General features: G+C 61.6%; 22 protein-coding genes and 1 riboswitch. Of the genes, 7 read left to right on the top strand and 15 right to left on the bottom strand.

The window, feature by feature from the left end:
• The 4 genes from NYE40_RS15740 to spoVAC all read right to left on the bottom strand — a co-directional run bounded on the left by NYE40_RS15740 (nt 1) and on the right by spoVAC (nt 2,999).
• Nucleotides 1-957 (bottom strand): MoxR family ATPase, encoded by a 957-nt coding sequence (locus NYE40_RS15740; protein WP_052332874.1) that lies wholly within the window; start codon nt 955-957, stop codon nt 1-3.
• A 182-nt stretch (nt 958-1,139) separates the two neighbouring features.
• Nucleotides 1,140-1,490 (bottom strand): stage V sporulation protein AE, encoded by a 351-nt coding sequence (spoVAE, locus tag NYE40_RS15745; RefSeq protein WP_028597161.1) that lies wholly within the window; start codon nt 1,488-1,490, stop codon nt 1,140-1,142.
• Nucleotides 1,487-2,506: a stage V sporulation protein AD gene (gene spoVAD / locus NYE40_RS15750; protein WP_339278644.1), complete on the bottom strand. Its 1,020-nt coding sequence runs from the start codon at nt 2,504-2,506 to the stop codon at nt 1,487-1,489. Before spoVAD ends, spoVAE begins: the two co-directional genes overlap by 4 nt.
• Before the next feature lies 1 nt (nt 2,507).
• On the bottom strand, nt 2,508-2,999 hold the full coding sequence (gene spoVAC / locus NYE40_RS15755; protein ID WP_028597163.1) for a stage V sporulation protein AC: 492 nt from the start codon (nt 2,997-2,999) through the stop codon (nt 2,508-2,510).
• 374 nt (nt 3,000-3,373) lie between these two features.
• On the opposite strand from spoVAC, the gene NYE40_RS15760 reads away from it, so the two are divergent.
• The 3 genes from NYE40_RS15760 (at nt 3,374) to NYE40_RS15770 (ending at nt 7,289) form a co-directional block, all read left to right on the top strand.
• A complete protein-coding gene (locus NYE40_RS15760; protein WP_240478903.1) occupies nt 3,374-4,627 on the top strand; it encodes an MFS transporter in 1,254 nt (417 codons plus the stop codon).
• A 198-nt stretch (nt 4,628-4,825) separates the two neighbouring features.
• Complete coding sequence (locus tag NYE40_RS15765; protein ID WP_052332875.1) at nt 4,826-5,395, top strand: C40 family peptidase; 570 nt, start codon at nt 4,826-4,828, stop codon at nt 5,393-5,395.
• 274 nt (nt 5,396-5,669) lie between these two features.
• Nucleotides 5,670-5,768, top strand: a riboswitch (purine riboswitch).
• A gap of 48 nt (nt 5,769-5,816) precedes the next feature.
• A complete protein-coding gene (locus tag NYE40_RS15770; protein ID WP_043110747.1) occupies nt 5,817-7,289 on the top strand; it encodes an NAD(P)/FAD-dependent oxidoreductase in 1,473 nt (490 codons plus the stop codon).
• Nucleotides 7,290-7,952: 663 nt separating this feature from the next.
• Here the strand turns inward: NYE40_RS15770 and NYE40_RS15775 are convergent.
• Genes NYE40_RS15775 through NYE40_RS15785 form a run of 3 tightly spaced genes read right to left on the bottom strand, consistent with a single transcriptional unit; the run spans nt 7,953 to nt 10,548 of the window.
• Nucleotides 7,953-8,801, bottom strand: coding sequence for a MetQ/NlpA family ABC transporter substrate-binding protein (locus NYE40_RS15775; RefSeq protein WP_028597166.1), 849 nt, complete (start codon nt 8,799-8,801; stop codon nt 7,953-7,955).
• 50 nt (nt 8,802-8,851) lie between these two features.
• Complete coding sequence (locus NYE40_RS15780; RefSeq protein WP_028597167.1) at nt 8,852-9,511, bottom strand: methionine ABC transporter permease; 660 nt, start codon at nt 9,509-9,511, stop codon at nt 8,852-8,854.
• Nucleotides 9,512-9,543: 32 nt separating this feature from the next.
• Nucleotides 9,544-10,548 (bottom strand): ATP-binding cassette domain-containing protein, encoded by a 1,005-nt coding sequence (locus NYE40_RS15785; RefSeq protein ID WP_028597168.1) that lies wholly within the window; start codon nt 10,546-10,548, stop codon nt 9,544-9,546.
• A gap of 295 nt (nt 10,549-10,843) precedes the next feature.
• On the opposite strand from NYE40_RS15785, the gene NYE40_RS15790 reads away from it, so the two are divergent.
• From NYE40_RS15790 to NYE40_RS15800, 3 genes are all read left to right on the top strand, one after another.
• Nucleotides 10,844-11,602 (top strand): YdcF family protein, encoded by a 759-nt coding sequence (locus NYE40_RS15790; protein ID WP_339278645.1) that lies wholly within the window; start codon nt 10,844-10,846, stop codon nt 11,600-11,602.
• 128 nt (nt 11,603-11,730) lie between these two features.
• Nucleotides 11,731-13,698 (top strand): stalk domain-containing protein, encoded by a 1,968-nt coding sequence (locus NYE40_RS15795; RefSeq protein WP_339278646.1) that lies wholly within the window; start codon nt 11,731-11,733, stop codon nt 13,696-13,698.
• Between the two features lie 24 nt (nt 13,699-13,722).
• Nucleotides 13,723-14,496 (top strand): hypothetical protein, encoded by a 774-nt coding sequence (locus tag NYE40_RS15800; protein ID WP_339278647.1) that lies wholly within the window; start codon nt 13,723-13,725, stop codon nt 14,494-14,496.
• A 132-nt stretch (nt 14,497-14,628) separates the two neighbouring features.
• Here the strand turns inward: NYE40_RS15800 and NYE40_RS15805 are convergent, their stop codons facing one another.
• The 5 genes from NYE40_RS15805 to NYE40_RS15825 form a co-directional block, all read right to left on the bottom strand.
• Nucleotides 14,629-15,018: a MerR family transcriptional regulator gene (locus NYE40_RS15805; RefSeq protein WP_205621410.1), complete on the bottom strand. Its 390-nt coding sequence runs from the start codon at nt 15,016-15,018 to the stop codon at nt 14,629-14,631.
• Complete coding sequence (locus NYE40_RS15810) at nt 15,018-15,998, bottom strand: aldo/keto reductase (RefSeq protein WP_028597172.1); 981 nt, start codon at nt 15,996-15,998, stop codon at nt 15,018-15,020. Before NYE40_RS15810 ends, NYE40_RS15805 begins: the two co-directional genes overlap by 1 nt.
• Before the next feature lie 238 nt (nt 15,999-16,236).
• A complete protein-coding gene (locus NYE40_RS15815; protein ID WP_339278648.1) occupies nt 16,237-16,605 on the bottom strand; it encodes a hypothetical protein in 369 nt (122 codons plus the stop codon).
• 232 nt (nt 16,606-16,837) lie between these two features.
• Nucleotides 16,838-18,001 (bottom strand): ATP-binding protein, encoded by a 1,164-nt coding sequence (locus NYE40_RS15820; RefSeq protein ID WP_339278649.1) that lies wholly within the window; start codon nt 17,999-18,001, stop codon nt 16,838-16,840.
• A gap of 595 nt (nt 18,002-18,596) precedes the next feature.
• A complete protein-coding gene (locus NYE40_RS15825) occupies nt 18,597-19,700 on the bottom strand; it encodes a Gfo/Idh/MocA family oxidoreductase (protein WP_028597175.1) in 1,104 nt (367 codons plus the stop codon).
• Between the two features lie 390 nt (nt 19,701-20,090).
• Between NYE40_RS15825 and NYE40_RS15830 the strand changes: the two genes are divergently transcribed.
• Nucleotides 20,091-20,486: a VOC family protein gene (locus tag NYE40_RS15830; protein ID WP_101807838.1), complete on the top strand. Its 396-nt coding sequence runs from the start codon at nt 20,091-20,093 to the stop codon at nt 20,484-20,486.
• Nucleotides 20,487-20,566: 80 nt separating this feature from the next.
• Here the strand turns inward: NYE40_RS15830 and NYE40_RS15835 are convergent, their stop codons facing one another.
• Genes NYE40_RS15835 through copZ form a run of 3 tightly spaced genes read right to left on the bottom strand, consistent with a single transcriptional unit; the run spans nt 20,567 to nt 22,700 of the window.
• Nucleotides 20,567-21,814, bottom strand: coding sequence for an ATP-binding protein (locus tag NYE40_RS15835; RefSeq protein ID WP_339278650.1), 1,248 nt, complete (start codon nt 21,812-21,814; stop codon nt 20,567-20,569).
• Nucleotides 21,811-22,500, bottom strand: a complete 690-nt coding sequence (locus NYE40_RS15840; protein ID WP_339278651.1) for a response regulator transcription factor — start codon at nt 22,498-22,500, stop codon at nt 21,811-21,813. Before NYE40_RS15840 ends, NYE40_RS15835 begins: the two co-directional genes overlap by 4 nt.
• The gene (copZ, locus tag NYE40_RS15845; RefSeq protein WP_101807841.1) at nt 22,500-22,700 is read right to left on the bottom strand and encodes a copper chaperone CopZ; all 201 of its coding nucleotides are present in this window, start codon (nt 22,698-22,700) and stop codon (nt 22,500-22,502) included. The genes NYE40_RS15840 and copZ overlap by 1 nt, the downstream gene beginning before the upstream one ends.
• Between the last annotated feature and the right edge of the window lie 61 nt (nt 22,701-22,761).

A 22,761-nucleotide genomic window follows, 5' to 3' on the forward strand; every position in this document is an offset into this window, starting at 1 on the left:
TCATCGCTCCAGACGGACCGGAGCCTTGGTCCGCTCGATGACATCTTGGACGACCGTCTCGGGACGCGTGCCCCGCAGACGGGCGGAAGGCTGCAGCAGCAGCCGGTGGGAGAGCACATGGGGCGAAAGCTGCTTGACGTCATCGGGAATGACGTATTCCCGCTGCTCGACGAGCGCCCGCGCTTTGGCCGCGCGCATGAGCGCTACGGCCGCGCGCGGGCTGGCGCCGAGCTGCACGCCTTCATGCTCGCGCGTGCCGCGCACGATGCGCACGAGGTAGTCGGCGACGGCTTCGTCGGCATGGATCCGCTCCGCCTGCTGCTGCAGGGCGATGATGTCGGCGATCGAGGCGACGCGCTCCAGCGCGTCTACCGGATGGCCGCTCTGGCGCCCCAGCACCATCCGCTTTTCGTCCGCCTCGCCGGGATAGCCGAGCGACAGCTTCATCATGAAGCGGTCCATCTGCGCCTCGGGCAGCAAATAGGTGCCTTCGAACTCGATCGGATTCTGGGTGGCGATCAGGATGAACGGCGCGGGAAGCGCGTGCGTCTCGCCGTCGACCGTCACGCTGTTCTCCTCCATCGCCTCGAGCAGCGCGGACTGGGTCTTGGTGGTGGCGCGGTTGATCTCGTCGGCGAGCACGAGATGGGACATGATCGGACCGGGACGGAAAATGAATTGTTCTTCGCGGGGATGATAGATCGTGAGGCCGGTGATATCGGTAGGCAGCAGGTCCGGATTGCATTGGATGCGCCGGAAATCGCCGCCGATGGAACGGGCAAGAGCTTTGACCAGCTGGGTTTTGCCGGTGCCGGGAACGTCCTCCAGCAGCAGATGGCCGCCGGCGAGAAGCGCGATCAGAACAAGCTCGATCTCCCGCTCCTTGCCGAGGATGACGGATTCCAGGTTGCTGCGGATGGACGAGCACAGCCGCGTATGAGGGGCATAGACTTCCAAGTCGACAACTCCTTCCCGAATTCTACATCGAGTGAGCCAGCGCCATGGGACGCTGGTCTCATTAGTTTACAGGAACCGGGATGCCTCAACAACATTTCCCAGTCCGCTCGCATCGCAAAAAAAATTGGAGAATCCTCCAGGAGGAGGATTCTCCAATCAACGAGCGGAACGGCCAAAAGGTTTCACCCTTTGGGACGAACGATGAGCGCGGCGAGGAACGAAAAGATGATCGCGGCGCTTATGCCCGCGCTCGTCACCTTGAAGATGCCGGAGATGACGCCGATCCAGCCGGTATCATGCAGCTCCGTCAGCGCCCCGTGCACGAGCGAGTTGCCGAAGCTGGTAATCGGCACCGTCACCCCCGCGCCGGCGAACTTGATGAGCGGCTCGTACCAGCCGAGCCCGTCGACGATCGCGCCGAGCACGACGAGCAGCGACATCGTATGCGCCGGAGTCAGCTTCACGACGTCGAACAGCAGCTGCCCGAATACGCAGATCGCCCCTCCGATGACAAACGCCCACAGATAGATCATGGCTTCACCTCGTTTCTTTCGATGGATACGGCATGCGCGATGCACGGGATGCTCTCACCCTGCTGAAACGACAGCGGCGACAGCAGCGCGCCGGTCGCGACGACCAGGATCCGCCTCAGCTCGCCTTTCTCGATCCGCTTGAGCAGATGGCCGTAGGTGACGATAGCGGAGCAGGCGCAGCCGCTGCCGCCGGCCTGGACCTTCTGGCGGTCGACATCGTACACCATGAGCCCGCAGTCGGCGAACACCGTCTCCTCCATCGGGACGCCGCCGCGCTTGAGCAGATCGGTCGCGATCCGGTGGCCGACCGTCGCCAGGTCGCCGGTGACGATCATGTCGTAGTCGCCGGGCGAGCGGCCCGTGTCGGTCAGATGCGCCTGGATCGTATCGACGGCCGCCGGCGCCATCGCCGCTCCCATGTTGAACGGATCCTTGACGCCGAGATCGACGATGCGGCCGATCGTCGCGCATTCGACGACCGGCCCGCTGCCTGCCGGAGCGACGATCGCCGCGCCCGCTCCCGTGATCGTGTACTGGGCGGTCGGCGGCTTTTGCGAGCCGTACTCGGTCGGATAGCGGAACTGCTTCTCGGCCGTGCAGTTATGGCTGCAGGTGCCGGCGAGCACATGGGTGCCGTTGCCCGAATTGACGATCATGGAGGCGATCGCCAGCGACTCCATCGAGGTCGAGCAGGCGCCGAAGACGCCAAGATACGGCACGCCGAGCGTGCGCGCCGCGAACGTGTTGCTGATGATCTGGTTCATCAGATCGCCGCCGACGTAGAATTCCAGCTCGTCCTTGGCGATTCCCGATTTTTTGATCGCCAGGTCGGAGGCTTGCTCGAGCAGCAGCCGCTCGGCTTTCTCCCAGCTTTTCTGCTGCAGGTCGAGCTCCGGATGGACGAGATCGAAGTCGGCCGCGAGCGGCCCGTCGCCCTCGTCCGGACCGACGACCGTCGCCGTGCCGATGATGACCGGCCGGTTCTCGAACCACCAGGTCTGCTTGCCTTTTTTCATCTTACTGCCCCCCCGTGCCGAGGATCAGATGCGCGATGCCGACAAAAAAAGCCGCTACGGTGCCGAATACGATGACCGAGCCCGCCAGCTTGAACATATTGGCGCCGACGCCGAGCACGAGCCCCTCGCTCCGATGCTCCAGCGCGGCGGAGCACATCGAGTTGGCGAAGCCCGTCACCGGCACGGCCGTCCCCGCTCCCGCCCACTGGGCGATCTTGTCGTAGACGCCGAGGCAGGTCAGGATGATCGACAGCAGAATCATGACCGCGACCGTCGGGTTCGCCGCCTTTTCCGCATCGAAGCCGAAGGCATGCATGAAAAATTCTTGGACGCCCTGTCCGATCAGGCAGATGAAGCCGCCGACGAGGAACGCGCGAATGCAGTTGCCGAGCACGGAGCGCGCCGGCTCCCGGTTTTTAGCGAATGCCTTGTACTCCTTGGGAGACATCGTCATTTTTTTATAGTCCTCGCCTTTAACGCTGTTGCCTGGCATGTCGAATCCCCCTGTCTGGCCGCTGGATCGGCACGCGGTCCACCGCGGCGATCGGCCCATGGTCTGGGATTAGTATGAGCGTTGGCGGCCGACCTTATCCTATCGCTCGTCCCCGAAAACCTTCCGCTCGTCAGGCGCGGCGGCTCAGGAAAGGCTAACAAAAGCCGCCCCTCCCTCATGTCCGCAAGGCGGCCGGCGACCGCAGCAAGCATTAGAAGAGCTGCTTCTTCAACCGCGTCACCGCTTTACATTCGCATAGAACAGCCTGTCCGCCGTTTACGAAAAGCTCCAGATGCGCTATAGTACGTTTCAGGCCGTTTTATAACCTTACATCTTATGTCATGACAGGCATGTCAGAAAGAAGGGCTTTATCCATGATTCCTCATTCCTCGCCTGCCGGACGCCGTCCGACATGGCTTGCCGTCGCCGGCATCCTGCTCATCGCCGCCAACATGCGCGCCGCGATCACCTCGGTCGGTCCGCTGCTCGACCGGATCGCGACGGATTATCGCCTGAGCAGCGAGATGTCCGGCTTGCTTACCTCGCTGCCGCTGCTCGCCTTCGGAGCGATGTCGCTGCTGGCTCCCCGCCTGGCCGAAAAGCTCGGCTCCGAGCGCTCGCTGCTGTACGGCTTGGCGCTGCTGCTCGCCGGCATGCTGATCCGCGCGCTCCCTGGAACGGAGGCGCTGTTCGCGGGCACCGCGCTGCTCGGGCTCGCGATCGCCGTCAGCAACGTGCTGCTGCCGAGCCTCATCAAGCGCGACTTCCCGGGACAGATCGGACTGCTGACCGGCTCCTACTCCGTGACGATGAGCGTCTTCGCGGCGATCGCTTCCGGCGCGTCGGTGCCGCTCGCCGCATTGCCGGGCTGGGACTGGAGCCGCTCGCTGCTGCTCTGGGCGCTGCTCGCCGCGCTGGCGTTCGCGGTCTGGCTGCCGGTCAGCCTGAGCTCCAAGCGCGTGACTGCCGCCGCTCCGGCCCAGTCTCCGGCGCGCATGCTGCGCTCGCCGCTCGCTTGGCGGATCACGCTGTATATGGGCCTGCAGTCGCTCACGTTCTATGCGACGATCACCTGGCTGCCCGTGCTGTTTCACGAGCGCGGCTTCAGCGCGGCGTCGGCGGGCTGGCTGCTGTCGCTGATGCAGCTGGTCAGTCTGCCTACCTCCTTCTTCGTTCCCGTCTGGGCGAGCCGGATGCGCTCCCAGGTGCCTCTCGTCGGCATTGCCGGCGCCCTTTCCTTGAGCGGATATGCCGGGCTGCTTTGGGGCTCGGCGTCGATGTCGCTGCTCTGGATCACGCTGCTCGGCTTGAGCCAAGGCGCCACGATTTCGCTGGCGCTGACGTTTTTCGGCCTTCGCACGCGCACGGCGGCAGAAGCCGCCCGCCTGTCGGGCATGGCCCAGTCGATCGGCTATTTTCTCGCCGCTTTCGGCCCGGTGCTGCTCGGCACGCTCCATGACCGGACCGGCTCGTGGAATCCGGTGCTGGCCGTGCTGCTGCTCGTCTCCGTCGTTGTCGTCGCCCTAGGCCTCGGCGCCGGCCGGCCGGGCACGATCAGCGAGCCGCATGGCGGCGCGAGCGGGCTGCGCTCGCCGGCCGGCGGCAAGCTGACCGGACCTGCCCGCTGACAAACGGGCGGCTGACGGCCCGCCAGACGGGCGGCTCGGCTTTTCAACCTGAATTCGCTCTCCCCCAAGCCTCGGTCCTTGCTCAGGACCGGGCTTTTTTTGCCTTCATTTTCCTGTATTAGGATCTTCTAAGAAGGATACCCAGGCTCGTCCTCCGATGCTACAATCGGCCCACAACGCATAAGGAGGCGCTCCAACATGAACCATCACCACCATCCGATGCTTCGCCGTCTGCTTGTCGTCACGGCCGCCGCGACGCTTGTCGCCGGACTCTCGCTGCCCTCTACGGCCGCCGCCAGCACCGCCGCAGTATCGTCCGTCTCGACATCGGCGGCAAGCGCTTCGGCTGACGATGCAGCCGCATCCGTCTCGGCCAGTTCGAAAGCCGACCGCATCATCGCCTTCGCCCAGTCGCTGCGAGGCAAGGTCAAGTACGTCTATGGCGCGAACCAGCCGTCCCGGCTTGTTTTCGACTGCTCCTCGTTTACGAAATATGTGTTCGCTTCCGAAGGCGTCAGCCTGAAATGGGGCTCGACGGCGCAAAGCAAGCAAGGCGTCAAGGTCGGCAAGGACAGCCTTCGCAAAGGCGATCTGATGTTCTTCCGCAGCAGCAGCGGCTCTTCCTCGAAGATCAGCCATGTGGGCATCTACATAGGCGACGGCAAGTTCATCCATAATACGATCGGCTCCAATGTGAACGGCGTCGTCATCAGCAGCTTCAACAGCAGCTATCAGAAACGATTCGTCTCCGCCGCGCGCGTGCTATAGCGAGCGCCATCTCCCTAAACGCCCCTCGTTCCGGCCGTTCCACGGCCTGGATCGAGGGGCGTTTCCGTTGGTTTTCACATGCTTCCATTCGCTTCCGTTCGCTTCCGCCCGCTTCGGACGTCCGGCTTTGATTGGAGACTCGCCGCCGATTCATCGTTCGGATTTTGGTCATTTTATTCGATGGAACCTATACATTCTCTCTTCCAAACTACTGATAGGCGAATGATTTTCATCCCCACCGTTGACACATCCGTTTTCCTGAGCTACGATATCAACTGTCGCCGATAGGCGCGTTCGTATATCCTCGGGAATCGGCCCGAGGGTCTCTACAAGGAACCGTAAATTCCTGGCTACGAACGGGTTGCTTTTCGCATACCCGTTTGCAGCCGGGAATTTTTGCGTCCAAAGGAGAATGAAGGTCATGGGAAAATATGATGTCATCGTCGTCGGAGCCGGTCCGGCCGGAATCTTCGCCTGCTACGAGCTCACGCTCAAAGCGCCGCAGCTGAAGGTGCTGCTCGTCGACAAGGGCCACTCGATCGACCGCCGCAGCTGTCCAATTCTCGAAGAGAAGATCCAGCTCTGTCCTCCGCCCGCGGGCAAGAAGGAATTCGCCGGCTGCCTGCCGGCCTGCTCGATCACCGCCGGCTTCGGCGGCGCCGGCGCGTACAGCGACGGCAAGTTCAACATCACGACCGAATTCGGCGGCTGGCTGACGGACTATCTGCCTCCTTCTCAAGTGCTGGAGCTCATCCGCTACGTCGACCGCATCAACCTCGAGCACGGAGCGACGACGGCAATCACCGATCCGACGACCGATACGATCCGCGACATCGAGCAGCGCGGCTACGCCGCCGGCCTCAAGCTGCTGCGCGCCGAGGTGCGCCATCTGGGCACGGAGCAGAACCTCGCGATTCTGAAGTCGATCTTCGACTACTTGCAGACGCGCATCGACATGCGCTTCAAGACCGAGGTCGAGGATCTCGTCACCGTCAAGGAGAACGGCGCGCACCGCGTGACCGGCATTACGATCCGCGGCGGCGAGACGCATGAAGCCGACGTCGTCATGGTCGCCCCAGGCCGCGACGGCTCCGCCTGGCTGACCGAGGTGCTGAAGCGCCGACGCCTCAAGATGCACAACAACCAGGTCGACGTCGGCGTGCGCGTAGAGACGAGCGACGTCGTCATGCGCGAGATCAACGAGCATCTGTACGAGGGCAAGTTCATCTACAACACTTCCGTCGGCACGCGCGTGCGCACGTTCTGCAGCAATCCGTCCGGCCACGTCGTCGTCGAGAACCACAGCGGCGTCATGGCGGCTAACGGCCACTCCTACAAGGATCCGGCGCTCGGCTCGTCCAACACGAACTTCGCGCTGCTCGTCTCGCACCGCTTCACTGAGCCGTTCGACAAGCCGAACGAGTACGCGCGCGAGATCTGCCAGCGGGCCAACGACCTGTCGAGCGGCGGCGTCATCGTGCAGAAGTACGGCGACATCCTGCGCGGACGGCGCTCCACCGCGAGCCGCATCCGCGAGGGCTTCCTGGAGCCGACGCTGCATGAGGCGGTGCCGGGCGATCTCGGCCTCGTGCTGCCCTACAACACGATGCGCAGCCTGATCGAGATGGTCGAGGCGCTGGAAAAGGTGACGCCGGGCATCGCGTCCGAGCATACGCTGTTCTACGGCGTCGAAGCGAAGTTCTACTCCGCCCGTCCGAAGCTCACGAACGACCTGGAGACGGAGATTTCCGGCCTGTACTGCGGCGGCGACGGAGCCGGCATCACGCGCGGCCTCGCCCAGGCCGGCGCGGCCGGCGTCTGGATCGCACGCGCCATGCTGCGCCGGACGAGCGGCTCCGCTGCCGGAGCGGAGGCGGCTCTGCCGACGCTCTGACGGCGCTGCTGGCGGACGATTACATTCGGCGGACGACCGGAAAAGCGGGACCGGAGCGAGCATCGACACGCGCGGGCATTCGAAACCAGTATTCGCTTCGCGGCGCGGGCACCGAAACCGGCATTCGCTTCGCGGCGCGGGGACTCGAAACCGGTATTCGCTTCGCGGAGCGGCACCGAAACCGGCATTCGCTTCGCGGCGCGGGGACTCGTTCCGATCTCCCTGGAGCCCAGATTCCTTTGATTCTATTTTTCCAAAACGGAAGGAATCCGGCCTCCAAGGGAACCGCTGCCGCTTCTCCACGAGCCCCCGTCCGCTTCGCATCCGGTTTCAACCTCGCTGACGGCTTGATCGCCTCGCCTGAGGCCATTGCAATCTCTATCGTCTCCGGCTGAACGCGGAGTACGATCAGGCCAATCAAGCAGAGCGGGCCGCTGCCGTTCGGAGAAGCGTCAGCGGTCTTTTGCTACGCCAATCCCGCCTCAGCGCCCCCACCAGTGGTACTTTTACCACTAACGGGCGCCTTTTCCGCCGCAGCGCTTCCACCAGTGGTATTTTTACCACTGACGTGCAGGCTCCCCGGCACGCGGGGCCAAGGCTACCCATAATGTCAAAAAAGGCCGCTCCCGGACTTCCGGGAACGGCCTTTCCTATTATGTGCGTTTAGAATGCAGCGACGATCGCGCCTTTGTACGTCTCGTCGATGAAGGTTTTCACTTCTTCGCTGTTGAGCGCCTTGGCCAGCTTCTGGATCGCCTCGGAGTCCTTGTTGTCCGGACGGGCGACGAGGATGTTGGCGTACGGGGAGTCCTTGCTCTCGATGAAGAGGGCATCCGCCGTCGGGTTCAGGTCGGCTTCGAGCGCATAGTTCGTGTTGATGACGGCCAGATCGACTTCGCCGAGCACGCGCGGCAGCGTCGCGGCTTCCAGCTCCTTGAACTTGAGGTTCTTCGCGTTCTCGGTCACGTCCTTCACCGTCGCGGCGATGCCGACGCCTTCCTTGAGCGTGATCAGGCCGTTCTCGGCCAGCAGCGCCAGCGCGCGGCCGCCGTTCGTCGCGTCGTTCGGGATCGCTACGGTCGCGCCGTCCTGAAGCTCGTCGACGGACTTGATCTTGTCGGAGTAGGCGCCCATCGGCTCGACATGCACGTTCACGACCTTCACGAGGTCATAGCCGCGCTCTTTGTTCTGATCGTCGAGGTAAGGCACATGCTGGAAGAAGTTCGCGTCGAGCTGCTTTTCATACAGCTGAACGTTCGGCTGCACGTATTCGGTGAACTCCTTCACGACGAGGTCGACGCCTTCCTTGGCCAGCTGATCCTTGACGTGGTTCAGGATCTCGGCATGCGGAACCGCGGTCGCTCCGACGGTCAGCGTGACCGGCTCGGCAGCCGCGCCGCCGCTGTTCGCAGCGTTGTCAGCCGGAGCGTTGTTGCCTTCGTTTTTGGCGCCGCAAGCAGCGAGCGATACGGCCAGCGCCGCGACGGTGATTCCTTTGAGCCATTTGTTCATGGTTAACCCTCCTGTAGGTTCTCTCTATAATAAAAATCGTATAGCTAGGTTCACTTGCGGCTGATCTTGCGCACCAGCCAGTCGCCGAGCATCTGCAGCAGCTGGACCAAAAGGATGAGCACGACGACCGCGACGATCATGACCTCGGTCTGATACCTCTGGTAGCCGTAGCGGATCGCCAGATCCCCGAGTCCGCCGCCGCCGACGACGCCCGCCATCGCGGTGTACGAGACGAGCGTAATCGCCGTCACGGTGACGGCCGCCAGCAGGCCGGGCCGGGATTCGCGCAGCAGCACCCGCCGCACGATGTCCCATTTGGACGCGCCCATCGCCTGGGCGGCCTCGATGATGCCGCGGTCGATCTCGCGCAGCGCCGTCTCGACGAGCCGGCCGAAAAACGGCGCGGCGCCGATGACGAGCGGCGGAATCGTGCCGGCGACGCCGATCGTCGTGCCGGCGATCTCCTTGGTGAGCGGCATGACGGCGATCATCAGGATGATGAACGGCACCGAGCGCAGAATATTGACGACGAGGGACAAGAACGAGTAGACGACCGGAAGATAGAGCAGCTGGCGGCTGGACGTCAGATAGAGCAGGACGCCGATGACGAGGCCGAGCGCGATCGTGAACACGAGCGACAGGCCGAGCATCGACAAGGTGTCCTGCGTGGCGGTCCAGATCTCGGCCGGATCGATGCGGCTCCAGTCCATCCCGGTAGAGCGCAGCGCGCTGAGGTTCCCGCTCATGGCAGCACCTCCGCGTCGATGCCGCTGCTCCGCAGGGAGGCGATCGCCCCGTCGATGTCGGACGGGCTGCCGCTCAGCTCGACGAGCAGCTGGCCGTACGGCGTATGCTTCATCCGCGACACCGTTCCTTGCAGGATGGCGCATTGGACCGCGCTGCCTTTGACCGCCTCGAACAGCACCGGCTCATACGTCTCCTCGCCGACGAAGTGCAGCCGCACCAGCTTCGATCCGGCCCGCCGCGGCAGCGGAGCGCCGCCCTCGAGCTCGGACAGCTCGTCCGCGAACTGCTTGGTCACGCCATGCGCAGGACGCAGGAACACGTCCAGCACCGGCCCTTCCTCGACGACGCGTCCGGCGTCCATGACGGCGACGCGGTCGCAGATCGAGCGGATGACCTGCATCTCATGAGTGATGAGTATAATCGTCAGCCCCAGCTTCTCGTTGATGCTCAGCAGCAGCGAGAGGATCGAGCTCGTCGTCTGCGGGTCGAGCGCCGAGGTCGCCTCGTCGCACAGCAGCACGGCCGGCTCGGCCGCCAGCGCCCGCGCGATGCCGACGCGCTGCTTCTGCCCGCCGGACAGCTGCGCCGGATATTTGTCTCCGTGCGCCTGCAGCCCGACGAGCTCCAGCAGCTCGTCCACGCGCGCCGCCTGCCTGCGCTTGCTTTGGCCCGCCAGCACGAGCGGGAACGCGATGTTCTCGCGCACCGTGGCGCTCGTCAGCAGGTTGAAATGCTGGAAGATCATGCCGATCCGCCGGCGCTCCGCCTGCAGCTCGCGCTCCTTGAGCGACGTCAGCTCCCGGCCGCCGAACAGCACCTTGCCGGAGCTCGGACGCTCCAGCAGGTTCATGCAGCGGATCAGCGAGCTCTTGCCCGCGCCGGAATGGCCGATGATGCCGTAGATTTCTCCCGGCTCCACCTTGAGCGAGACGTCCTTGACAGCGTCGACCGTGCCTCCGCGTCCCTTGTAGATCTTGGTGACATGCTGCAACTCGATCAGGTTAATCCCTCCTGCACAACACCGCCCGTCAATATTCCTACAAAACCAAGTGATTTAAGTGGTATTATAGAGTCTGACCTATCATTTGTCTATAGCGGCTTGCATGAATTTTAGATTGCGAAAGGAACCGAAAAAGCATACCCCGGTTACCAAACAACTTATTTTAAAGGTACCCGAAAATGGTGTCAATGCACCTCATCACCGCGAGACTGCAAGAAACGAAGGGCTTGCGCCCGAGCGCCCGCTCCTCGATGATAAAAGAAACGAACCGATCGCTACAGCTGGAGGTGCCTGGTTGATCTACTTCATTAAAGCCATCTATAGCTTCCTGCTGCCGCCCGGCCTGTTCCTGCTGCTGCTCGGCGCCGCCTCGTGGCGCATGCTGCGGCGAGACCGCCGCTGGGCGGCGCTTCCGCTCGCGGCGCTGCTGCTGCTCTATGCGCTCTCCTCCCCCTGGGTCGCCGACGGACTGGCGCGCAGCCTCGAGCAGCGCTATCCGCAGCCCGCCCTGAACGAGACGGCGGGCGACGTCATCGTCGTGCTCGGGGCGGGCGCGGTGCCGGATACGCCGGATGTCGGCGGCCTCGGCAACATGTCCGCCACCGCCGAGGCGCGGCTGCTCGCCGCGGTCCGGCTGTCGCGCTCGACCGGGCTGCCGGTGCTGTTCAGCGGCGGCCAGGTGTACCCGGACAGCGGCAACGAGGCCGACATCGCCGGCCGCCAGCTGCGGGAGCTCGGCTTGCCCCCGGACCGCATCCTGCTGGAGAACCGCTCGCTCAATACGGAGCAGAATGCGCGGCTGACGCGCCGCCTCCTGGACGAGCGCGGCCTGAGCCGGCCGGTGCTGCTGACGAGCGCGCTCCATCTGCCCCGCGCCCTGGAGCAGTTCCGCAAGGCCGGCCTCGAGCCTCTTCCCTATCCGGTCGATTATGCGGCTCCGGTCCAGCCTCGCTGGTACTGGAGCAAGCTGCTGCCCTCCGGCGCCGCGCTCGCGCTCAGCCAGGCGGCGCTCAAGGAGCATCTCGGCTTGGCCGCGCTGAAGCTCGGCCTGTGACGCCTCCCGCATCCGGGAACATTTCCCTCCTTCGGCGCAACTTTTCCAGTCCGGGCGCGTTCTTAGTTACGGGAGTTTCACGGGGAATCACCCTGCATGCAGGAAGCGAAAAGGAGTCGTTCACGTTCATGAAATGGTGGAAAAGCCTGGCCCTGCTCAGCCTTGCCGCCGCGCCGCTCTACGGAGCCGCCGGCGAAGCGAGCGCCGAGCCGGGAGTCAACACGATCACGCTGACCAAAGGAAGCAAGCAGATGGACAAGGACGGCGCGGCGATTACGGCGGTGCAGCCGCTGACGATCAAGAACGACGTCAGCTACGCGGCGTTCAGCACGCTCGCCCAGTTGTACGGCTACAAGACGTCCTACGACGCCAAGGCCAAGGAATCGATCGCCAAGACGCCGAGCGGCGAGATCCGCTTCCGGATGAATACGAAGGACATCTGGGTCGACGGGACCAAATGGACCGGCGAGGCGGCGAGCTACTCCGAAAAAGGCTCGCTCATGATTCCGATCCGCACCTGGGCCAAGATCAGCGGCAGCAGCATCAGCTTCAGCGGCAAGCAGATCCTGCTCCGCTGGACGGAGCAGCAGGCGCCGACCGCAGGCTTCCAGGTGCAGCCTGCCGTCATCTATGCCGGCGATCCGGTGACCTACGTCGACCAGTACGCCTCGCCGTCCGGAGCGCCGCTGCTGAATGAAGAATGGACGGGACGCCAGGACGTCTTCGTCGAGCCGGGCACGTATACGGTGACTCGGCGCGCGCAGGATGCGGACGGCAACTGGAGCGAGCCGTTCACCGTCACGGTGCAGGTGCTCGCGGTCAACCAGCCGCCGGTCGCCGACTTCACGACCGACAAGCCGGTCTACCGCCAAGGCGAGAAGATCGCCTACACGGATCTGAGCAGCGACGACAACAACGCGATCGATCCCGCCAAGACGAAGTGGACGGGCAAGCAGGACGCCTTCTTCTCGCCCGGAGACCATACGGTCACGCTCTCCGTCACCGATGCGCAGGGACTGACGTCGACCGTCAGCAAGACGATCTCCGTCACCGACGAGATCCTCTACACGGAGAATGAATTCGGCCTGCTGTTCGCTCAGCCGGGCGAGAAGATCCGCGTAGACGGCGATCAGGTGTACAGCATCCCGACGCGCAGCTACGACTTCGACTCCGAGCCGTCCAAGATGATCCGCAGCAACAGCCCGGAGATCTGGAACGAGGAAGGCATCGTCTTCGACGACCAGTTCGACGGCAAGGTGCGGCTGCTGTTCCACAACAAGAACAACATGTCCGGCAACGTGCGCATGTATCTGGCCGTCACCAACGAGGGCTACCAGACGGCGCGCTTCGGCGTCGGCGCGACCGGCACCGGCGGCCCCGACCCGTCCGAGATCCGCACCGGCAAGCTGTCGACGATCCGCTATCTGACCGCCGTCAACGCCAATGGACCGCAGACGTACACGGACATCAAGGCGGGCGAGACGAAGCTCGTGCTGAACGAAATCTCGCAAAATGCGATCAAGCCGGGCATGGTGTACTCCGCCTACGCGGACGTCACCGCCGACCGCACGCTGCGCTTCCGCGTCGTCGTCGTGCGGGACGGCCGCGAGCCGATCGCCGCGCTCGACCAGCTCTCGCTGCTGCCGGCGGACGGCACCCACACGCGCGGCTCGTTCAACAACACGACGCGCGACATCCACATCGACGGCATGCTCGGCGAAGGCGGCAAGGCGGAGCGCGTCGTGCTCGGCGACAACAAGCTCGATCCGTACCTCGACGGCTACGACAACTCCGACGGCTCGCTGCAGCTCAACCGGGGCAACTTCGGCGTGCTGTACAAAATGACGGTCACGCTCGCCCCGCGCACGGTCATCTACCTCAATCCGCGCGGCGGCCTATATGCGGGAGCGTTCATCGTCAACGGCCAGATCGTGCCGGTGACGAACAACGAGCAGCTCAAGAACTCCAGCGAGGCGGCCGTGCTGCACCGCTCCGGCGACAGCCCGGAGACGGTCGAGCTCAAGTACATGATCGCCTCCGGCAGCAACCTGCCGATCACGATGGTGTTCCAGCCGATGCCTCCGCTCAAGAGCTAGAAGGGCAAGAAAGGAGCCTGACCGTTGACGCTGAAATGGCGGGACGAGTACGAGCCGGAGCATCCGGAGGATGTCCGCGCGAGCCGGCGGAAGAGATGGATTCGCGACGCCGTGCTGGGGCTGCTGCTGCTGGCCGTATGCGTCCTGGCGACGAAGCATTTCTCCGCGCGCGTCTTCGAGCTGGACGGCACCCTCTACAAGCTGGAGTCGGCTGCCGGAGAGACGAGGCGGTACGCGCCGGTGACGGGCAGCGCGGCCGGAGCGGTCGTCGCAGCCGGCTCGGACACGGAGAGGGTCGTCACGGCCGGCGGCTACCAGTTCCGCATCGAGGAGCTCGTAGCCGAGGCGGGCAAGCCGCCTGCCATGGCCGACGCGGTGTTCCGCATCGCCTATCCCGGGGGCGAGGCTTACCGGGTCGAGCTGGCGCAAGGTCTTTTGCTGGCCTATGACGCCAAAGGAGAGTTCTATGCCGGCGCAGCTGCCTATGCGAACGGAGCTCCCGTCGGCGGCGGCACCGTTCCGGAGCGGTTCCATCCTGCTGCCGTCTTGACGGCAGCCTACCCGGACTTTCAGGAAAGCCGCGGCCAGCCGATCCCGTTTGGCCTCGCCGTGCTGCTGTTCGTTCTCGGCTGGGGCATGCTGCGCTTCGAGCGGGTGTGGAGTACGTTCTACTGGCTCTCCCTCGACTGGCTGCGCCGGGAAGACCCCGATCCGGAGTCCGGCGAGTTGGGCTACTACAAGCTGCCCGGCATCATCTTCCTGGTCGGCGGCGCCCTGCTCGGAATGTCCTCGCTGTAGGGAGGAATCGGGTTCCGCAATGATCGCAATAGAAAGGGACGAAACGGCGCCTGCGCCGTTTCGTCCCTTTTTCGTCCCTGCCTCTCTCCAAGCGCTCGTCCAAGCGGACGGAACGATCGGCGGCGTGCCGGATTACGGCGCGCGCAGCGCCTGCTCCTTGCCGCCGATCGTCTGCTCGTAGCGGGCGATCTTGTCGTCGAGCCGCCGGAGCGTGCTCGTCATGTCGTCGATCTTCTCCGCCAGCCGGCCGCGCTGCTCGACGAGCAGCGTCTTGCGCGCATCCAGCGTGCCGTCTCCCTGCTGGAACAGCGCCAGGTATTCGATCAGCATCTCGACCGGCAGGCCGGCTTTCTGCCGCATGCACTTGACGAAGTCGATCCATTTCAAGTCTTCTTCCCCATAGTCCCGAATCCCGCTGGCGCTTCGGCGCACCGGCGGAATCAAGCCGATGCGCTCGTAATAGCGGAGCGTATCCTGCGACAGCCCGAACCGCTCGCTCACTTCCGATATGGTCATCGGCATCACTGCGGGCCGACGACCGGATGCGGCACATAAGGCGCCTCGAGCGCAGCGGCTTCCTCCGGCGTCAGCTGGACCGACAGCGCGGCCACGGCCGTTTCGAGATGGGCGGCCTTCGTCGCGCCGACGATCGGAGCGGATACCGGCGACTGCTGCAGCAGCCAAGCGAGCGCGACCTGAGCGCGAGGAGCTTCCCGCTGCTCGGCGATGGCGGCGAGGCGATCGACGATCGCCTGATCGGCTTCGGCCATGCGGTCGTATTTCGACTTCTGCACCTGATCCGTCTCCGAGCGGAGCGTCGACTCCTCCCGGCCGCGCGTCAGCCGTCCGCCCGCGAGCGGGCTGTAAGGAATGACGCCGATGCCCTCCTCCCGGCATAGCGGCAGCATCTCTCGCTCCTCCTCGCGATAGATGAGGTTGTAATGGTTCTGCATGGAGACGAACTTCGTCCATCCCCGTTTCTCGGCCACATGCAGCGCCTTCTGGAACTGCCAGGCGAACATCGCGGAAGCGCCGATGTAGCGCGCCTTGCCTGCCTTGACGACGTCATGCAGAGCCTCCATCGTCTCCTCGATCGGCGTGTCGTAGTCCCAGCGGTGGATCTGGTACAAGTCCACATAGTCCGTGCCCAGCCGGCTCAGGCTCTTGTCGATCTCGCTCAGGATCGCCTTGCGGGACAGCCCGGCCCCGTTCGGACCGTCGTGCATGCGGAAATGCACCTTCGTCGCGATCACGACCTCATCCCGGTTCGCGTAATCCCGCAGCGCGCGTCCGAGATATTCCTCGCTCGTGCCGGCCGAGTAGACATTCGCCGTGTCGAAGAAGTTGATGCCGAGCTCCAGCGCCTGCCGGATCACTTCCCGGCTCCGCTCCTCGTCCAGCACCCACGGATGCGTCCAGCGCGTCGCGTCGCCGAAGCCCATGCAGCCCAAGCAGATCCGCGAGACGTCCAATCCGGTCTTTCCCAGCTTCACGTAGTCCATTCGTTGCAGCGCTCCTTCGGATTCATAGTGGCCAGCCTATGGAAAGTCTACCTCCTGGAGTCCTCTCCAAGTCAAGCCTTGCCGCGTCGAAATTATGTGAAACTTGATGCCAGCTCTCGGGATGAATCCCATCGCCGGAATTCAGTTAAAAATGTGCTCTTCCTGACTTTACTGCTTAAAATAGTCCATAGAAACAACTACAACTCAATTTTTGTCATTATGAACTCTCCAATTTGTGTCACTTAATAAACACGATATATACCTTGTCTTTGTCCAATGCTATTTCTTCTTTATAAAGAAAAACTTTACCCTTCAGGTAAGCCGGAAGGTTCTTGATCAGGTGCTGCACGGCGAGTAATGTATGGTCACCGAAATCATAGATCACCAAAAACTTGAGCGCCTCAGCCGGATTGACCGACTTCACTTTGGACTTACCTTCAAGCAACCCAGTGATATCCTTAATAAGACCCGTTTTCTGTTGAGCACCAAACTTAAATCCATTATTAATCGGCTTATTACATTTTATCTCAGCTAAAACATTAATATCCCCTGTGACTACAAGGTCATAACCATTGTCGCTTGGCTTGATGTTTAATACTTGATCCAAATAAACTTGATAATTTTCCCTGACGTAAGGGAAGCGTTCACTAACCATTCAATGAAGCGGACTGTGGTTCTGTAAGTAATAATATTATGAATGTCTCTGAGTGTAGTCTTAATATCTTCAAAGTCTTCAATCGACAATTTTGAATAGTAATCTTCGGAATTGCCGGTTATTTTGTCCGTGACAAATCGGTTGAAGCGCTCCTTAAGTTCGGACTCGCGATGATAAGGATCGCTCATAAATACCCCCATCTAAATCGAAAATCCAAAAGCATCTGATTCAACACTTTACCCGTTTTCAAACGCTCTACAATATGATCCCGATGATGATCTGTATCTACATCAACCGAGAAATAATCATCACAAGTATTTAGTTTATTGATAAAGTCATCCTCGTAATGGTGGACATATTCTAAGAAAGTTTCCTTCTCAAGTTCATCATTAAACAACAGAACAACCTCAAAAAATCTTCTTCGAACGTGGGCCTCTTCCTGATCTTCTTCATTGTAAAGAAACTCGTTCAGTTTATACGACGCGCTATCCATCGTGAAATATTTAAATGGATAATCTGCATGCACCTTGTGTTCTCCAAAATTGAGGAACGCCCACTTTGGAGCAGGTGTGCTGTACCTGCCACCATCAAGTATGACAATTAAGTCATTGAATAGCTGCGTGTTAAAGTATTTGATTCTGAGTTCTCGATACATTGTAGATGAATTTATCAATGCATATGAGTAGAACTCAGGTATGCGCCTGTCATATTCGTCATCTTCATTATTAATAGTGATTGTGAATTCAGGTTTAATGCAGTTGTAATAGCCGCCTTCACCATTTTTCCATTCGCTCTTATTTTCAAGTCGCTTAAGGACTTGTTCCAATGGAGATCTGGTCAATAGGAATCGTTTCTTCCATAAATACTCGACATTATTAATATCCGCGCTACGATTAATATCGGTATTAGTGTCGCCCACCCTTGTGTAGATGTGATTAGCACGAACTATTCTTCCTTGATCCTTATAATCTTCGGTTAGATAATACGGAGTGTCAGTACTATTCTTTATGACCAACACATCAACTTCCAAACCAGAGATAATGAAGTTACGTACTTCAACTCTAGGTCGAATACCTGAAACGAACTTCTTATCCTTTAAAAAATCAATCATATGTTGCTGAGTCCTTCGATTTTCATCGTCCTTAACCCCAACGACCTCGTATGTCCCGTCAACTACTCCAAATATAATGTAGGCATCTCTGTCTACACGATTATTCGCCATGCAAATAATATCGTGTAACAGATTAGCCGAATTACTATGATACTTCACTTTGAAGTCCCAATAATCGTCTTCACGCTTTGAGTCGATTAGCATCAGTATTTCTTTCCTTAGTTCAAACTTCATCATTTCACCTTGGCTTTCCTTACCCCAGGCACGAAATCATTTCGACACCATCTGACAAAGTTGTTAGAGTGGAGAAGGTACGTTTTAACTGTCTTTTCCTCAAGAATACCTTCACATTGCTTTTCCAAAACCTCTTTCTCATATTGCTCGAACATTATCTCCAACTGCTTTATAAACTCGGAAGAAGCCTTCATTGATTTGAACACCCCCGGACAAGTAATAAGCTCATTATACTTTTTGGGAATCATTTGTATAGATAAGGAAGTGATGTGATTCACTGTTGTGTTTGGAGTTTGTGAGTTAATGATTGTGATTAGGAAATTACCGCTTTTGTTCATCTGCTACAGTGAATATCCGCTACAAGAAAATAGCTGCCGTTTGTCGTGGCAGTTGCGGAACCCCATAGCAACGGATTACTCATCTTTATAGATGTTAGACTCAAAAAGTTACAACTGCTGTTTAGTCAGCTTCTTGATAGGAATATCAAAATGGAAAAACGCTGACGCTAATCAGCATCGTCAATTTGCATGGATTTAGCATGTAAAAAGGACCATCCCCGTCATAGCTTGACGGGAATGGTCCTTTTTTTATTCTCCGATCAGACCGCAGCGGGCTGATCCTGATTCAGATACACCGTCTTGCCCGTACGGGCCGACTCGTAGATTGCCTCGAGGATCTCGGTCACGACGAGCGCCTGCTCCGGCAGCACGACAGGGTCTTTGTCCTGCAGGATCGCGTCGATCCAGGCCGCGCACTCGACGTCGATGTCGCGCGCGCTGCTGCCGCTGTAGAACGCGACGCCGCCGGCGTTCAGGTCGATTTCCTTGACGAACAGGCGGCTGTTCTCCTCGCCGTTGATGCGCAGGCCGCCCTTCATGTCCGCGCCGCCCTCCGTGCCGCTGAGCGAGCATTTGGCCTCGTCGATGTCCAGCGTGTTGAGCGCCCAGCTCGCCTCGAGCGTGATCGTCGCGCCGTTCTCCATCTTGATGAAGCCCATCGCGGAGTCCTCGACCGTGAACTTGGCCGGGTCCCATGGTCCCCAAGCGTTGGCCGCGTTCTCCTTGGAGCCGAGCTTGTGGTACACCGAGCCCGTCACGGACACCGGCTTGTAGTTGTCCATCATCCACAGCGTCAGGTCGAGCGCATGCGTGCCGATGTCGATGAGCGGACCTCCGCCCTGCTTCTCCTCGTCGAGGAAGACGCCCCAGGTCGGCACCGCGCGGCGGCGGATCGCATGGGCGCGGGCATAGTAGATGTCGCCCAGCTCCCCTGCCTCGCACACCTTTTTGAGATGCTGGCTGTCGCTACGGAAGCGGTTGTTGTAGCCGATCGTCAGCTTTTTGCCGGTACGCTTCGCGGCGTCCAGCATCGCGCGGGCTTCCGCCGCCGTCTTGGCCATCGGCTTCTCGCACATGACATGCTTGCCCGCCTCGAGCGAGGCGATCGAGATCGGCGCATGAGAGTCGTTCGGCGTGCAGACGTGGATGACGTCGAGGCTTCCGTCCTTGAGCAGCTCGCGGTAGTCGGCGTAGACGCCGGCTCCCTCGATGCCGTACTTCTCCGCGGCGTCGCGGGCTTTGTCCACCTCGATATCGCAGAAAGCGGCGAGCACGACGTGCTTGTTCTGGCTGAGCGCGGGCAAGTGCTTGCCGTTTGCGATGCCGCCACAGCCGATGATGCCGACTCGGAGCGTTTGGGTCATGTCAGAGTTCCTCCCGGTTCGATAATCTCGGACTTCGCGTCCATGCCTCTACTGTAGCACAGCACAACAAGCGCGGGGACTATCGGAATCGGACATCGAGGGTGCGAAATCGCGACAACATGCAACGGCACGAGCTCGCTCTCGCGGCGCGAGCGAATTTCTCTGGACGAAGAAAACGCCTCTTCTTCGGCCTTCGGCATTTTCGACAAAGCCGGGTAGAAATCGCCAGCGGCTCCTTCGACTGCCGCATTGCCAATCCCGCCGTGATGGAGTACGCTGAAAAAAACGGCTGGCTCCATCTCTTCAACCCAGCCTTGCCAGTATTTCGACAGCCTGAGCGGTTGGATTTCTTGCCCTTGAACGTCATTTGTTTAAACAGGAGGCACGAACATGTCTAACGCATGGAAGCCGAAAGGATATTCGAGCGTTTCCCCCTATTTGGTAGTGCCCAGCGCAGAGCGTGCAATCCATTTTTTGCAGGAAGCGTTCGACGCAAACGAGCTAAGACGTTTTTATAGGCCGGATGGTTCGATCATGCATGTCGAACTGCAGATCGAAGATACGGTTGTTATGCTTGGAGAAGCCACCCCTGCTTGGAGTGCAACGGTCGCTCAATTGCATCTTTATGTAGAGGATGTCAAAAGCGCTTATCAGCGTGCCGTTCATGCCGGCGGTAAATCAATCATGGAGCCGACCCGCAAAGAAGGAGATCCCGATCGACGTGCAGGAGTGAAGGATCCTGCCGGAAACACGTGGTGGATTGCCACGCAAGAGGAATCGTCCTAAGCCGCAGCGGACTTGTCCGCAGAGCTGAAATCGCAACAAAAAGCCAGCCCATGAGGCTGGCTTTTTTATCTCGACTGACCTTATGGCTGGAAATCCCCGCGCGAACCAGGCGGCCAGAAATCAGCCGTACGCCCGGCGCCGGAGCGCTCCGGCAGCGGCAGCTCCAGCTTCAGCCGGGCGCCGCCGGCTGCGGAGCGCTCCGCGCGCAGCGAGCCGCCATGCGCCTCAGCGAACTGGCGCGCGATCGCGAGGCCAAGGCCCGAGGCGCCGTCCGGCGCCTGCGGCGAGCGCCGGCGAGAGCGATCCGCGCGGTAAAAGCGCTCGAACACGAACGGCAGCTCCTCCTCAGGGATGCCGCAGCCGTCATCCTCGACGATGAGCGCCAGCAAACGCTTGCTCTTTTCGGCCCGCAGCGCGATGGCCCCGCCCGGAGGCGTGTGCTTGACCGCGTTGTCGAGCAGGTTGTGCAGGATCTGCCCGATCCGGCCCGCATCGGCGACGACCGACCAGGCCTGAGGGACCGGCTCCAGCCGCAGCTCGATCCCCGCCGCGCCGCAGCGCGCCTCGAAGCTCGCCGCCGCTTCCGCGAGCAGCCGGCCCGCGGACTGGAGCGACGGCTCCAGCCGGAACTCCGGCCGCCCGTAGCCGCCGAGCTCCTCCAGCTCCTCGACCAGACGGCCCAGCCGCCTGACCTCCCCATAGCTGGCGGCCAGCCGCTCCGGCGTCGCCTCCCACACCCCGTCCTCCATCGCGCGCAGGGAGGCGCCGAGAGCGGCAAGCGGCGTGCGCAGCTCATGCGCGATGTTCTCGCTCATGCTGCGCCGCAGCCGCTCCTGCTCCTGCAGCCGGGCGGCCAGCCCGTTCATCGAGGCGGCGAGCTCCGCCAGCTCGGCCGGCCCGGCCGCCTGCACGCGGGCGGAATACGCGCCTCGCTCCATGTCGGCGGCGGCCTCCTTCATCCGTACGAGCGGCAGCGCCAGCCGGCCGGCGGCGGCATAAGCGATCGCGGCGGCGATCAGCACCGAGCCGAGCAGCGTCCAGAGCACCGACTCGGCGATCGCCCGCTCCAGATGGCCGCTCAGCGACGCCTCCGCCGCATGGCGCGCCAGCCGCAGCTCCCGCTCGTACATGGCGACATGCAGATGCAGCCCGGCCAGCACCGTTCCGGCGAACAGCAGCAGCACGAGCGCCGCGAAGCCGAGCAGCAGCAGCGTCAGCCGGCCGCGCAGGCTCCCGCTGCCGAGCGCGCGGGCGGCCGCCCCTCGGCGCAGCGCCCGCCATCCGCTCCAGCGCGCCGGCCGGCCGCCGTCGCTTCGGCGGCCGCTCACGGCTCGCCCCCGAAGCGATAGCCCCGCCCGTACACCGTCTCGATGAACGGCGGCTCTCCGGCAGGCGGCTCCAGCTTCTGCCGGATGTTCTTGACATGCTGGTCGATCGTGCGGACGTCGCCCTCGTAATCCGGTCCGAGCGCAAGCTCCGCCAGCTCGTCGCGGGCGAACACGCGGCGCGGCCGCCGGGCGAGCGCCTGCAGCAGCCGCTGCTCCGCTGGCGTAAGCATGACCGTCCGTCCGGCGCAGCGCGCCTCGCCGGACAGCGCGTCCAGCTCCAGCAGTCCGCCGCGGAAGCTCAGCCGCTCCGCCAGCAGCGAGCCGGGATCGGCCCGCCTCAGAATCGCGCGGATGCGGGCGACGATCTCGCGCGGATCGAACGGCTTGGCGACATAATCGTCCGCGCCTAGCGCCAGTCCGCGCAGTCGGCTTTCGGCCGAGGACTTGGCCGTCAACATCAGCACCGGCACCGGGCTGAAGCGGCGGATGTCCCGGCACGCCTCCTCGCCGCTGCCGTCCGGCAGCATCAGATCGAGCACGACGAGATCGAACCGGCCCTCGCGGACATGACGAAGAGCCTCCGCGCCGCTCGCGGCCTCGGAGGTCTCATATCCTTCCCGCTGCAAATAGGAGGCGAGCGACTCCCGGATCAGCGGCTCATCGTCGACGATCAGCACCGACGCCATCAGACGACGTCGTAGCCCTGCTCCTCGATCGCTTCCTTGATGGATTGCAGCGAGAGCTTCGCCTCGTCGAACTCGACCGTCACCTTGCCTGCGGACAGATCGACCTTGGCCGCTCCTCCGGCTTCCTTGACGGCGGACTCGACCGAGCTCACGCAGTGGCCGCAGGACATGCCCTTCACTTGCAGCGTTTCGGTTTTCATCTCAACTTCTCCTTCGGCTCGGATCCGAGCAGGTAATAGGGTTGCCTTCTTCCTCTTCAAT

The sequence above is a fragment of the Paenibacillus sp. FSL W8-1187 genome, from assembly GCF_037965485.1.
In the GTDB taxonomy this organism is placed as follows: domain Bacteria; phylum Bacillota; class Bacilli; order Paenibacillales; family Paenibacillaceae; genus Paenibacillus_O; species Paenibacillus_O pasadenensis.